This window comes from Bacillus sp. ISL-78 (assembly GCF_018613455.1).
Lineage (GTDB): Bacteria > Bacillota > Bacilli > Bacillales > DSM-1321 > Peribacillus > Peribacillus frigoritolerans.
Map to the genome: position 1 here is coordinate 1 of NZ_JAGGQC010000001.1, position 12,480 is coordinate 12,480.

At 34.0% G+C, this 12,480-nt stretch carries 15 protein-coding genes and 2 pseudogenes; 14 read left to right on the plus strand and 3 right to left on the minus strand.

Going from position 1 to position 12,480, the window contains the following annotated elements; genetic code table 11:
• Positions 1-166: 166 nt before the first annotated feature.
• Both J7I96_RS00005 and J7I96_RS00010 read left to right on the plus strand, forming a co-directional pair.
• The gene (locus J7I96_RS00005; RefSeq protein WP_214773385.1) at positions 167-691 is read left to right on the plus strand and encodes a GNAT family N-acetyltransferase; all 525 of its coding nucleotides are present in this window, start codon (positions 167-169) and stop codon (positions 689-691) included.
• 156 nt (positions 692-847) lie between these two features.
• A complete protein-coding gene (locus J7I96_RS00010; RefSeq protein ID WP_214922261.1) occupies positions 848-1,939 on the plus strand; it encodes a GerAB/ArcD/ProY family transporter in 1,092 nt (363 codons plus the stop codon).
• A gap of 207 nt (positions 1,940-2,146) precedes the next feature.
• Here the strand turns inward: J7I96_RS00010 and J7I96_RS00015 are convergent, their stop codons facing one another.
• On the minus strand, positions 2,147-2,284 hold the full coding sequence (locus J7I96_RS00015) for an anti-repressor SinI family protein (protein WP_214773383.1): 138 nt from the start codon (positions 2,282-2,284) through the stop codon (positions 2,147-2,149).
• 655 nt (positions 2,285-2,939) lie between these two features.
• On the opposite strand from J7I96_RS00015, the gene J7I96_RS00020 reads away from it, so the two are divergent.
• Positions 2,940-3,185, plus strand: a complete 246-nt coding sequence (locus tag J7I96_RS00020; protein WP_048689328.1) for an AbrB/MazE/SpoVT family DNA-binding domain-containing protein — start codon at positions 2,940-2,942, stop codon at positions 3,183-3,185.
• 1 nt (position 3,186) lies between these two features.
• Complete coding sequence (locus J7I96_RS00025) at positions 3,187-3,588, plus strand: type II toxin-antitoxin system death-on-curing family toxin (protein ID WP_214747070.1); 402 nt, start codon at positions 3,187-3,189, stop codon at positions 3,586-3,588.
• A 344-nt stretch (positions 3,589-3,932) separates the two neighbouring features.
• Here the strand turns inward: J7I96_RS00025 and J7I96_RS00030 are convergent, their stop codons facing one another.
• The gene (locus tag J7I96_RS00030) at positions 3,933-5,078 is read right to left on the minus strand and encodes a tyrosine-type recombinase/integrase (protein WP_214773382.1); all 1,146 of its coding nucleotides are present in this window, start codon (positions 5,076-5,078) and stop codon (positions 3,933-3,935) included.
• A 357-nt stretch (positions 5,079-5,435) separates the two neighbouring features.
• Between J7I96_RS00030 and J7I96_RS00035 the strand changes: the two genes are divergently transcribed.
• The 8 genes and pseudogenes from J7I96_RS00035 (at position 5,436) to J7I96_RS00065 (ending at position 10,050) form a co-directional block, all read left to right on the plus strand.
• Positions 5,436-6,686, plus strand: coding sequence for a helix-turn-helix domain-containing protein (locus tag J7I96_RS00035; RefSeq protein ID WP_251029059.1), 1,251 nt, complete (start codon positions 5,436-5,438; stop codon positions 6,684-6,686).
• A 166-nt stretch (positions 6,687-6,852) separates the two neighbouring features.
• The gene (locus J7I96_RS28675; RefSeq protein ID WP_214922263.1) at positions 6,853-7,053 is read left to right on the plus strand and encodes a stage II sporulation protein P; all 201 of its coding nucleotides are present in this window, start codon (positions 6,853-6,855) and stop codon (positions 7,051-7,053) included.
• A 278-nt stretch (positions 7,054-7,331) separates the two neighbouring features.
• Positions 7,332-7,727, plus strand: coding sequence for a hypothetical protein (locus tag J7I96_RS00045; protein WP_214922265.1), 396 nt, complete (start codon positions 7,332-7,334; stop codon positions 7,725-7,727).
• Between the two features lie 41 nt (positions 7,728-7,768).
• Positions 7,769-8,104, plus strand: a pseudogene (locus J7I96_RS28680) (Kiwa anti-phage protein KwaB-like domain-containing protein); the annotation flags it as partial.
• Entirely contained in the window at positions 8,044-8,241 is a 198-nt protein-coding gene (locus J7I96_RS00055) for a hypothetical protein (protein WP_214922267.1), read from the plus strand. The pseudogene J7I96_RS28680 and the gene J7I96_RS00055, both read left to right, overlap by 61 nt.
• 22 nt (positions 8,242-8,263) lie before the next feature.
• Entirely contained in the window at positions 8,264-8,842 is a 579-nt protein-coding gene (locus J7I96_RS00060) for a hypothetical protein (RefSeq protein WP_214922269.1), read from the plus strand.
• 56 nt (positions 8,843-8,898) lie between these two features.
• Positions 8,899-9,023, plus strand: a pseudogene (locus J7I96_RS28685) (hypothetical protein); the annotation flags it as partial.
• Positions 9,024-9,846: 823 nt separating this feature from the next.
• Complete coding sequence (locus J7I96_RS00065) at positions 9,847-10,050, plus strand: cold-shock protein (RefSeq protein ID WP_214773379.1); 204 nt, start codon at positions 9,847-9,849, stop codon at positions 10,048-10,050.
• Between the two features lie 566 nt (positions 10,051-10,616).
• Here J7I96_RS00065 and J7I96_RS00070 read toward each other — a convergent pair.
• A complete protein-coding gene (locus J7I96_RS00070; RefSeq protein ID WP_214773378.1) occupies positions 10,617-10,778 on the minus strand; it encodes a hypothetical protein in 162 nt (53 codons plus the stop codon).
• Between the two features lie 448 nt (positions 10,779-11,226).
• Here J7I96_RS00070 and J7I96_RS00075 point away from each other — a divergent pair, with 448 nt between their 5' ends.
• The gene (locus J7I96_RS00075) at positions 11,227-11,997 is read left to right on the plus strand and encodes an aminoglycoside phosphotransferase family protein (RefSeq protein WP_214922270.1); all 771 of its coding nucleotides are present in this window, start codon (positions 11,227-11,229) and stop codon (positions 11,995-11,997) included.
• A complete protein-coding gene (locus J7I96_RS00080) occupies positions 11,984-12,124 on the plus strand; it encodes a hypothetical protein (protein WP_214773376.1) in 141 nt (46 codons plus the stop codon). Before J7I96_RS00075 ends, J7I96_RS00080 begins: the two co-directional genes overlap by 14 nt.
• The last annotated feature ends 356 nt before the right edge of the window (positions 12,125-12,480 follow it).

Consider the following 12,480-nt stretch of genomic DNA (forward strand, 5'->3'; position numbering starts at 1 on the left):
AAGATCCACCAAAAAAAGTTCAGCCTGGTTGTATTGTTATTTTCCATTATTGTCAAGGGGTTAATGGGTTAGACTCTATTTTGAGTTTAGATTTTCGTAGTAGATGGTGGCGGCGAGGAGCGCCGCCATAGGAGTTTCTTATGGAACTAAAGGGAGGGAGTAGTTAATGAATATTCGTATTTTAAAAGAGTCCGATGCCCATTTATACCAGGAAGTGCGATTGAATGCATTGAAAATTAACCCAGAAGCATTTGGTTCAACATATGAGAGAGAGGTGGGATTTTCATTAGAAACGGTAAAGGAGAGAATTAAACCAATAAGGGACAAGTACATTTTAGGTGCTTTTGATAATAGAGAATCTTTAGTTGGAATTGTTACTTTTATACGTGAAAACAATCTCAAAACCAGACATAAAGGGAATGTTTTTGGAATGTACATAGCTCCAGGCAATCGAGGTCAGGGTTTAGGAAAATCATTAATGAATGAACTTATAAGTAGGGCGAAGAATTCTGATGGATTGGAACAAATAAATTTAACTGTTGTATCTGGTAATGACTCCGCAAAGAAACTATATAAGTCTTTGGGATTTGAGGTCTATGGTACAGAACGAAATGCCTTAAAGTATAATGGGCACTATTTTGATGAGGATTTGATGGTTCTAACGTTAGCTGTAGATCAGAGCTGTCTTTAAGGCAGCTTTTTCTTTATGAAACTAAAGAGGCAGGTTAGTTCATCAAGCGTAGTTTAGTCATACTGTGTACTTTAAGTTTGTATCTTTATGAATAAATTTCACTTGTAAAAGCCAGATTATAAAAATGAGAAATATGGGTGATAATGAGGGTCCTATATGAACCAAGCTAGTGTTAATGATAAGTATAAGGTCGCGCCTTTCTATGTGTTTTTTTTAGTGCATTCCCTGCAAACAGGATTAGGCGTGTTGAGTTTTCAAAGAAGTTTAGCTAAGGCGACGGGAACGGATGGCTGGATTTCCTTACTCCTAGCCGGACTCATTGTTCATATATTAATTTGGCTGATATATAAAATTTTCAGTCTTGTTCCTGGTGATATCATTTCTGCTAATAATCATGCATTTGGTAAATGGTTTGGGAATTTCTTCAGTCTCTTATTTATCCTTTACTTTTTTGTCCTTGGAATGACGGTCATAATCGGCTATATAAATGTCATACATATTTGGATGTTTGAAGAGGTACCTTCATGGGTATTTGCTATGGTTTTCCTGTTCCTGATTTATTATATTATTACGGGAGGGTTCCAAACCATTACGGGTGTTACCTTTTTAACTGTAATCGTTTCATACTGGCTGATATTTGTACCTTTTTATGGTTTTAAATACGCTGATTTTACACAATCCCTCCCTATTTTTGACCATACTTTATTGGAAATAATAAAAGGAACTATAAGTACTTCATTATCAATGATTGGTTTTGAAGTGATCCTGATGTATTATCCATTCATTCAAAATGGTGAAAAATCACAAAAGTATGCTCAAGGAGGAGCCTTGGCTACGACGTTATTGATGTTATTACTATATTTTACTTCGGAAGTCTTTTATTCAGAAAAACAGTTGGCTATTACTCTTTGGCCAACATTAACAATGACCAGTGTTATTGAATTGCCCTTCATTCAACGGTTCGAGTACATAATGGTTTCTTGGTGGGCCATTGTTATTATCCCCAATATGGTCATTCCTTTGTGGGCTGCCAGCAGGGGTTATAAGCGCTTATTTAATGTCCAGCAAAAGTACCCGTTATGGGTAATGTCCATACTCATATTACTTATCAATATATATTTTTTCGATGCCGATTCCTTATATATTTTATATAAAATAATCAATCCATACAGCGTGTGCTTCTTTGTTTTATACTTGCCTCTTCTTTTGGTGTTCATAAACATAAAAAAATTAAAGAAATCTTTATAACAAATTTCCATATTGTGAAGAGTGGAATAATTTTCAAAATAACATTTATTTTTTAAAAAATTGAGTTATGACACAAAACTTTAATCATCACAGTAAGTTTGTGTCAACTCTACAAATAAGTTCCTAGAACTCCTCAGTTAATTAAGTATTCAGACTACTAGAGCACTGAAAACACCGTTCTGATTATTCGAACGATGTAAAAAATAGTCAATTTTTATTGATTTTTGATCTTTCTTCCAAAAATCGTTTAAATTCCTCTTTTGTTATATTTGATTTCATTGCTATTTTTACTAACTCAACCCATTCTTCAGGAAGATCTTGATCATTATTTTCTTTTGCTGTCATGTTTATCCTCCTTTATTTAGAGCATGCTTTTCTTTACCAGTTATCCGTTTTATCTAATAATTGATCAATGTCAAATGTATCAAGATAGAATGGAATTGACTCTTAGCAATTTCTGCACTAGCGAAAAGTATATTATAGCCAAAACAATTCTCCTTCCTTTGTCACTTGCCCTTAAAACATTACGTTTAATAGTTAATTCTTTTGAGGGTATCATTTTATAGTATACATTTGACATTCCTTTTACACTTATACAACTACTATTACACCTATTCCATACTGTTATAATTCCCTTCTCTTATCTTGAACTTTCTCCTTTAATGAACGGATGTATCAACCTATAATTTTTTATGAACTTTAGAGGTAAAAACATTGTGCAACGGCGAAACAATAAAGGGACGGTAGGGGAAACATTAAATAATCGTTGTAAATACCCCCTCAAATTTGGGTATCAGTGACAGACTATCATTGAAAAGTAGGTCCATGTCCTAGAAATAATGGAGGTTGTTCAGCTTGTAGAATAAGGTCGCTTTAAAGGTCTAAGCAAGCCTTTTCGAGTAATTAATAAAAGGTTTCAGATAAAAGTAGTATAAATCATAACGACCAATGTTATAATAGTAGTAACAATTATAACTTTCTTTTGAAGGAGGAATGTATATTGGCTATTAGGAAATTAACTAAAGTCGGCAATAGCTTGGGTATTACGTTCCCAGTTGAAATGTTGAAAACAGCAAATTTAGCTTTTGGAGACGAATTAGAGGTTGAGTTTAAGGGTGAAGAAATCATTTTAAGGAAAAATAAAAATGTGAAATTACCTAAAGGTGTAGATGCAGAATTTATGGAAATGTTATCAGACGTTATTAAAGAACATGACGAAGCATTTAAGGGATTGGTGGATAGATAATATGACGTTTGATATTATCTATCTTTCCACTAATCAAATTATTGCTATCAATGCCATTCAAATAAAAGTTTATTCTCCTACTGAACAAATCGGAGTGAAAGATCCCGGTCTCCTTGATTCTGCAGTAAACAGACCCAGACAAACTGTTTTCGAGAATGATGCTTACCCATCTATTCATGAAAAGGCTGCAGCCTTATTCGAATCCATTTCAAAAAATCATGCGTTCCACAACGCAAACAAAAGGACAGCACTCGCTTCCCTTATTATGTTTCTGAAGATTAATCATTATCAATGGATAATGGGAATAGAGGAAGAACAGGATTTTGTTGTAGATGTCGTCAACCATAAGTATGATTTTAAAGCTATCGCAGGAATTATCAAAGAGAACATAAAGGCTATATAAAAGGGATCAATATTCATAAATATTAAACGTTAATTTGGTCTACCGAAGGTTGGTCTTATATCATTAGAAAAACTAAAGATGGAGATATGTATTCACGTTAGGCTTAGGAATATGATTATTCAAAAAGAGGGGGGAACAAGTCATCCAGATGTCTTGTTCTCCCCTTTTAATCATACGTCTGAATATACTACTTGCAAGGTATGGAAGTATCTTTTATTAAATCTCGACCTTTTTTCACATCTTCAATATTTAACCATTTTCGAAACGGATTTTTTAAGAGCGCGCCACTCAAGGAGAGTTTAAAATTCAGCAAAAACTCCTCTGAATACGACGACTTTCTTCTATTATATATACTCCCCAAACACATCTGATTTCCACAAATGAATCGCATGGCGTTCTTTTTCAAAAACCTTCTCCAAATAAATTTCTGTAGTGGAGAGCTGCTCGTGGCCCAGACTCTTCATAATCTGATAGACGTCCACTCCATTTAAGTGAGAAATGATAGCAAAAGCATGCCTAAAGGTATGAGGACCAATGGAAGCAGAACGAAACTTCAAAAAGGGCAATCCACTCTCTTTAATGGCTTTTGTGATGTATTGAGACAAATATGAGGGAGAGTAGGCACGGCCGGTATTGGTCGTAAAGAGCGGTTCGCCTCCTTCTGCTGTCTCTAAATCGTCTATTCCTCTAGCTGAACGGAACAGTCGAATGCTAATCATTCCTTTTTCTTTCAATGGGATTTGCCTTCTTTTATTCCCTTTACCTAGGACCTCTAAAAAATACGTGCTAGTAATGGAATCATATTGAAGATCCTTGACTCGGAGTCTTGTAAACTCTTCATTACGCATGCCTGTCATCGTTAGGATATGAATAATCGAAAAAACGATGGGGTGGTTGATTTCCCTGAAGTAATCAAGCAGCTGAATGACTTCCTTTGGTCCCAAATCACGGTTCGGCCGATCATCTTTACGAATATTGACCTTAAAGAAACCTTCATGAATGGGTTCCTTGATATAGCCTGATTTGAACAGGAATTTCAAAAAACTTTTAATGATGGTTGTCTTTCTGGATAAGGCGGCAACGGAATACGCTCCTTTTGTTAAGACATAGGGGCTTTTTTCCGATAACCATTCCTGATATCTTCGAATGTGCCGGGTAGAGAGAGATTTAAAGAGTGAACCCTCCACCACTTTTTCCAAGTCTATATTGATTTCGACCGAATAGATGAGTAATTGCTCAATAAATTGAAGAAGTTCACGCTCATAGGCTTGGGTGGTGCGGGCAGACTTTTCATGTTGCCGTTTTAAATGTTCTCGCCTATGAAGAAACCACTGTATCATGTCTAGATCGCTAAAATCGGAAAACGGTTCTTGCCCATTCTTTTCTGTCGTATCTAGTCGTTCTTGTAGCGTATGGATCGAAATGTCTGAAAGGTTCTTTTTCCATGCACGGCTCTGAAGCTCTTTCGTTTTTCCCATCAGTTCATGCATACCTGTATCCCTCACTTTTATAAATCAACTATTGATAAGATAACGTCTATATTTAATACATACCCTTTAATGAATCCTACTTACATTATAACAAATGACAAGAGGTAATTAATTATAAAAGACCTAAATAAATCCTCCATTTATTTAGGTCAACCATAATTAGTATATAATTAGATTTTAAAATTATAATAATATTATAGGATTCAAATATTAAATATATAATGATAATATAAAAGGAAATTAAAATTATACTTATTTAAGTCAATGCTATATATTATAATAGATATATAAATGAATAGTTAATCCTGAGATATATATACATATAGCAATAAAATAAAAAGGGTGAAGAGACAAATCATGAAAAAACTAAACCATGTAAAAAAAATGCAGACAGCCTCTTATGAAGTGGGGGAAACGGTATATGTTCTCCAAACTTGTACGGAAGAAGAAGACCCAGAGAGTTTTTACTACTTTAAACAATTTGAAAAAAAAGAAGGCGTGATTTTGGAAGTGATCGAACACCCCCGTCTCCAATATCGGGTGAAATTTGGCCAGGCGGAAGCGGTCTTGTATCATGAGGAATTGACGAATGGCAACCAGTGGGATGTTCCCATAACAGGAACGGATACTCCAGAAGAGTGGGAGGCGAATAAAGTGGAATGGTATACCCAAAAAGAAGTAGCAGACTTATTAGGCGTATCCAAGGCAACGGTCTACCATTATGGAAAGCAGAAGAAAATCATGAAAATTCTGGACCCACATCGATTACATAAAGAGGCCCGTTATGAAAAAGCAGAAGTGGATCGATTAGTTTATGAAAAGCAATCTTTACCTACTGGCATGAGTCCCAATGAGGTTGCAAAGAAATTGGGATTATCTGTACAAAGTATATATAAGTATATACAAGATGGTTCGATAAAAGCTAAGGCTGTCCCTTATGGTGATGAAAGAATCACGTATGTAATTTCGGAAACAGCCTATCAGGAAGCAGAAAAATCACTCAAACCATCAGAAACTCAGCGACCAAAAAAATATGAATATTATGATTCAAAAAATGACATTGCTTTGTATCAAAGATTTCATTCGTCTAAAATACTAGAGGCACGTGTGGTTCGTAATGAAGAAAATGTATTTGGTTTCTATCTACCCAATATCCAAAAGTGGTTGACGTATGAAGAAGGAATGAAAACTTATACTTTAAAGCCATCATACTCGATCCACCAACCTACTTTGGATTATAAAGGCTATGTTGAGCTTCAGGTACCAAAAAACGAAGTTGTATTTTATCCCTTCATTGACTATTTATATGAAATATGGGGAGTGGAAAACATTCGAGTTAGAGAACAAAATGACACTGTCTTATTCTACGTCAGAGCCGGGGAAAAGCCGTTAATATCCGAGGTGTTCGGTATTGCTGATATTTTACCGTATTTAACCAATGGAGAAATGCTCCATGAAGATGATACTTTGATATTACGTAGTCCAAATAAAAAAACTAGTTTTGAATTACCTATCGAATTGTTAGAAGCAATTTCAGATTTAGCTGAACAAGAAGGGATTAGTATCAGTAAATGGGTTGAGCAAAAATTATCGTCGATAACAAAATAACTATATAAAATTTTTTTATGGGATTTGGGCACGTTCTAAGACCTTAATATGCTTAGTGAGCGGGTTTTATCCAATCTTTGGGGGATTTTTATACTAGGACTGACGCCATGAGGTACTTATATTGGGCAGCCCCCAAGATTAACCAAGGAGTAGCGTTATTGCTTCAGTGACAATAATTGCTTGGATTTCCCTTTTTGGAGAAAATCAGTACATTTTAAAGTCTTATCATAAAGGAATTTATGCCATTTCTAAAAACAATGAGGAAAGCATAACTGCTTCAAATAAAAATCCTTCTGTATTTATTTACCACACCCATACCACGGAATCCTTTACGCCGTTACTTAAAAATAAAGACTTAGATGAATAAACATTGCTAAATAACTAATTATTAAAGAGGATGGTAAGTTCGTTGACCCAGATTGAGATGTCTAGTGAAATTCCGTAACTATTCAAGGAAGGGTTTACTGCTTATTCCCTCTTATGTTGAGGCGTCTATCCATCGGGTAGGCGTTTTTATGTTTCTTGAAAACCTGCATGGAGCCATACAAGTTCGCAACAAGTAAACGTTCTAAATTTGTCTTGTGTTTAGTTTGCAGGAAAATAGTCTCTTTTGTCGAATTGTGCGGTAAAAGGAGCTGGTGATAAATGGATATAGTGAATTTAGTAAACATCCTTAACGGATTAAATGATCAGGATTTAGATATGAGGTTGTATTTTACACGTAAAAGACCTAACCGTAGATATCATTCTTATTCACCAACAATTCATCCGGATTTACAAATAGAAATAAAGGATATTGTTAAATCTGCAGTAGAAAGAATACAGGAAGTTGAACAACGTCCATTTAGTCCGATCGGCACAATCGAAGGGTGCATTGAAACGTATACTCCCAAAGAAGTGACTAGCTTTAATGATATACTAGAAAGCCTTAATGAGGACTTTGTAAATCGTCAAGAAGTTCCACCTGAAGAAGTAGGGAAGTTAACTTTTTATTGTTTGAAAATAATAACTGATGAAGGCGATATCCTTTTAGAAGAGTAACAAAGTTTAACAGATTAAAAGGTGGTTTTTTTGGTAAATTCACTAATGGAGATTTTCAAAAGTTAGATGACACATTGCTCGGTATAGATCCAAATGTGGACATTGTTATTTTTGGTGAAGAGATGTTAATTTTAAATCACATTTCCCTAGAAAGAATCTTCTCTATCCAAGATCAATATCATGAAAAGGCTAATCAGACACTTGACCTTGTGAGTAGAACAAACCGTATTACAAATTTCGAACAATTTCGAGAAGACTGTTTGTCAGACGGAAGGGTAACAAGAGCGTTAACTAAATTGGCAATGAAGAGAATAGAATGCACCAAGTATTTGAGAACTTTGAAAATGTTATCCAAGTTATTGATATTTTTGGTTTGAATATAGAGTTAGAAGACGAAAATACAAGATTGGTATATGAGGATAAATCACAGATGTTAGATATAACCAGGCTTATGGGAGATTCATTTTATAGAACATGGATTAATAACCGTGATGGATTTGATGAAGGAGTTTAAGGAGAAGGAAGCGTGAATATCAATGATTACAGTCCTATTCCGTATAGGTTTATATGTATCATCCTTTTTTCCTCTATACGTTTTACTCATCGTTGATAACTATAAATATTTTACTAGCTGGAAGAAACTTAAAGATATTTTTTTGTTTAATAATTTTCTTCCATCCATTTTTAGTTATGTATTAACTATCTTAATTGTTCTTTCATTTGTATCAATTTTCATTACTTTGAGAATAAGCTTAAATGAAAAGCATCAATTTGTAGGTATATATAATACCGAAGATAATTTATTAAGTTATGTTGTAACATACTTAGTACCTATTTTGTCAATAGATATAACAAAAGCTAACAGCCTTTTAGTTAATTTAGGTTTATTTTCATTATTAGGGTTTATATATGTGAAAAATAGTTTAGTCTATTTAAATCCACTATTTTTGTTTTTTAAATACAATGTCTTCCTGACTGAAAAAAATGAGGTTTTAATATCTGATTTTGATATATATGACCTTAAAAATATAGAAGGGGAAAGAGTAAGGACAAGGGTACTTAGCTATAAAATATATTTAGTAAGAAAAAAGGATTCGATACCAAGAAATCATTAAGCATCCATAAAATTACGATTTAATTGATTAAGAAAGTAATGAAACGTGATTGACGAACAAAAGTATCACGCTCTGCTCTCAAAACGCAGCCTCTGTTGCTGCTCTGTTTTTAACAACAGAAGCAGTTGTTGCTAACAAACCAGAACCTGCAGGTGCAGGCAGAATGGGCAACATGATTTAATTAACCTGATGTTATAAAGTGATTTTTAATCCCTTATATTTCGTGAGGGTATATGAGTTACCTTAAATAACATATAAATAATGCAAAAATCGAGGATGTTTCCAAAAGGTTGAATAACTTTTGTGAATCATCCTTTTTCACTATTCCATTAAAGGGCCAGATTGTTGAGTAAAGGAAAGGTTGATTTATGTTAAACTAAAACGTAGGTAGAATTAGTTAATGTAGTAAAAAATAGTAAACTATAGAGTTTTAATCTAGGTTTCTAATGAAAGGTGGGCATATAAGACGGAATGCTACCCCTTTAGTTCGAATAAAAAAAGCTTCCATCATGGCAGCTAGATCTTAAACTCTTGCACCCGTTAGCCACCCATGCAGTGCAAACTCAGCGCTGCACCACAGAGAATGAAAGTGGGTTAGGCAGTCTATACTGTTTTAATAATGCTGGTGAAGAAGGTCTTTGAACTATGGGCCATAGAGCCTATCCGTTAGTCTGGCTCCAACGACCAAGGTGTTCCGACGAATGTCGCACCGTTTAGGGTTAGCACTTATGGGAGATTAATCCTTTTTCTGCTTGTTGCGCAAGCATCGACTTCCCAAAGAGTCATGTTTTCTTGTTTTAAAATTCATATTGCTCTTCTTTTTCTTTGCGAATTTTCACTAAAAATTCCAATGATTTGCAATTTTTTTCGTTTCCTGCTATGATAAAGAAGAATTATTTTTGTTCGGTGTAAAGGATAGTATGAATATCGACTTTTCGTCTTAATACTCACTTTGGGCAAGGATAGTAACACAATGTGTGGTAACGCACTAGGAGGCAACAAAAATGGAAAAAGGTACAGTTAAATGGTTTAATGCAGAAAAAGGTTTTGGCTTTATCGAACGTGAAAATGGAGACGATGTATTCGTACACTTCTCTGCAATCCAAAGTGAAGGCTTCAAATCTTTAGACGAAGGTCAAAATGTTACGTTTGACGTTGAGCAAGGTGCTCGTGGAGCTCAAGCTGCTAACGTTCAAAAAGCTGCTTAATCTTAAATCGATTATACAAACGGGCTCTTTACATAGAGCCTGTTTTTTTTATGCTCTCTGTATAATATTCAATAAAAAACCCTACTCAACGTTCGAGTAGGGAGATGGTAAAGGTAATGTAAAAAGATTTAAAGCTTCAAAGGTTTGTTTACAGTATAACATACTGGATTGACAATATGCGGAAGGTATAGTTATTTATTTTTCGAATACAACTACATTTTATTCTTTCTTATTTCACTAACTTGCCTTTTAATTCCATAAGAAAGGGAGCTGCCACAGCAACTCCATATCCTAAACAAACCACACCCGTTGGGTGAATAGCTTTATCGCTTATGATTACAATAAAAAGTGAAGTATTAACGCATTCTCACACACAATACGTTTTTAACTTTGTAAATCATTGTTCTTTGAAAAGTAAACTGGACAGCTGTAAAGGTATGGCGGGATATCTCGTGTGGTTCTTCGTTTACTTTTCATGGAATAATGAATCAGGCTAGAAAAGTCTGACGGTACTGAAGTAAAAAGGTTAACAAAAAAAAGACACCAAATTTGAGTGCCTTCGATATTCAAGTTAATATAGTTTCTTCAAATGAAATTTTTCCAATATCTTTCCCATCTTTATCTTTCAATAGGTATCCATAAAGTCTGTGAACTTCCCAATACATCATTTCTAAATCCTCGGCAATGATTACCACTTGATGAATTTCACCATTACCTTCAACAGTCACTAGGTACCTTTTTCTTTTTTTACACCCATAATTTCTATGTCCCCTTAAAATTCAATATCCTCTTTTTGAAAAAAAGAAAATGTGAGACAAAATCACAGGTTCATATTCATTTTAACCTTTATTGTATCAGCAGCCTAGTTTTATTTCTATATTTTACGATTTCCTTATTAAGCTAACCTGCTCCGTTACTTCAATAAGAAAAAAAGAGCCTGCCGCCGCAAACTCTTCTTTAACTCAAGCACCATTAGTTTAAGTACAATATTATACCGCCATAATATACATTGATTAAATGCCAGAAACAGCTAATTTTCATTATTTGGCTCTCGAATTAAACAACTTTATTATTCTTCAAGAGATCCAATTTAAATAGTACAACTAGTTTATTAAATAACTTTAGTATCATTACACAGTTTGTTTAATTACTGAATTGAGAAAGTACAGTGTAGAAATGAACACACAATTACGTGAAAATATTGAGAGGATAATAGGTGAAATAAATAAAGTTAACTCACTGGCTGAACAAGGTTGTACCTCTGATGTACGTCAAATCAATACGGAGGATGGTTCGTACCTAATTAAAAGTTCATTTAAAGAAAAATATCGTGAATGGTTAAAAGCAGAGGCAATGGTGTTAAAAAAGTTGAATAACAAAAAGTTGATTCGAGTTCCCAGTTATTATGGTTATATCGAGGATAACGATAGTAGTCATTTAATAATGTCGTTTGAGAACGGAATCACTTTAACATCTGCTTTAAAACAAGCGAAGAATATTGAGGACAAGAAAGCGTTAATTAGAAGTTTTGGACACTTTCTTCATCAGCTTCACGAGACTGATACAATTGATTTACTGAGTCAAAAAATTGATTGGTTAGATAAGCAGTTGGTGAAGGCTGAAAGTTATGTAAAACATGGACAAACAGAAGGTAGTCAACAACTTCTTGAGAAATTAAAGTCAAATAAACCATTACCAGTAAAACAAACAATAATTCATGGAGATTGTACAACTGACAATGTTCTTGTGATAGATGGAGAAGTGAGAATATTTATTGATGTATCAGGAATGACAGTTGGTGACCCTCGGTATGATGAATCCTTAGCAATTAGAAGTTTTATAAATAATGATGAGTACAGAAAGTCTTTTTATGAAGGCTATACACGTTATAGAGTATCTAAGAATGAGTTTCAATATTTTGATGAAGGACTATATGAATTTTTTTAATTTCACCTTGTTCCAGAAACGGGGGCTTTTCTTCAATAAAGCTGATGAAGATCAGCTTAAGAACGATCTTCAACAATCGGGCGCGATGGAAATGAGGTTCTCGTTCCTTGAAATTCACGATAAGTAAGTTTGGAGCAAATTTTAACTTGACAGAATGTATGATAAATAGTAACATTACCATCATAAATAAATTGTTTAATTGATTCTCTAAATAAATAGATTACTTTAGCATAAGGTTAATAACGATCTATTGGCACGATGAAAAAGTAAATCTATAATAATGAGGGTAAACTGTAAATATACTTCCTTATTGGAAGGAAGAAAGATTATATAATTAGGTAGACGATTAAAAGGCCTGATTGGGCCCGTTAAAAGTAAACCGACAATTTTCAAAGTTTAATGGTTTTGACCATTATGCTTAAAAATTGTCGGTTTTTTGTTTTTGAAAATAAACAGAAAGGAATGGGTGTAATGAAGGAAATA

What these genes read in the sequence shown, in the direction of transcription:
- J7I96_RS00005 (WP_214773385.1), top strand. Translation starts at nt 167, where the DNA reads ATGAATATTCGTATTTTAAAAGAGTCCGATGCCCATTTATACCAGGAA.
- J7I96_RS00010 (WP_214922261.1), top strand. Translation starts at nt 848, where the DNA reads ATGAACCAAGCTAGTGTTAATGATAAGTATAAGGTCGCGCCTTTCTAT.
- J7I96_RS00015 (WP_214773383.1), bottom strand. Translation starts at nt 2,284, where the DNA reads ATGACAGCAAAAGAAAATAATGATCAAGATCTTCCTGAAGAATGGGTT.
- J7I96_RS00025 (WP_214747070.1), top strand. Translation starts at nt 3,187, where the DNA reads ATGACGTTTGATATTATCTATCTTTCCACTAATCAAATTATTGCTATC.
- J7I96_RS00030 (WP_214773382.1), bottom strand. Translation starts at nt 5,078, where the DNA reads ATGCATGAACTGATGGGAAAAACGAAAGAGCTTCAGAGCCGTGCATGG.
- J7I96_RS00035 (WP_251029059.1), top strand. Translation starts at nt 5,436, where the DNA reads ATGAAAAAACTAAACCATGTAAAAAAAATGCAGACAGCCTCTTATGAA.
- J7I96_RS00045 (WP_214922265.1), top strand. Translation starts at nt 7,332, where the DNA reads ATGGATATAGTGAATTTAGTAAACATCCTTAACGGATTAAATGATCAG.
- J7I96_RS00055 (WP_214922267.1), top strand. Translation starts at nt 8,044, where the DNA reads ATGCACCAAGTATTTGAGAACTTTGAAAATGTTATCCAAGTTATTGAT.
- J7I96_RS00060 (WP_214922269.1), top strand. Translation starts at nt 8,264, where the DNA reads ATGATTACAGTCCTATTCCGTATAGGTTTATATGTATCATCCTTTTTT.
- J7I96_RS00065 (WP_214773379.1), top strand. Translation starts at nt 9,847, where the DNA reads ATGGAAAAAGGTACAGTTAAATGGTTTAATGCAGAAAAAGGTTTTGGC.
- J7I96_RS00075 (WP_214922270.1), top strand. Translation starts at nt 11,227, where the DNA reads ATGAACACACAATTACGTGAAAATATTGAGAGGATAATAGGTGAAATA.
- J7I96_RS00080 (WP_214773376.1), top strand. Translation starts at nt 11,984, where the DNA reads ATGAATTTTTTTAATTTCACCTTGTTCCAGAAACGGGGGCTTTTCTTC.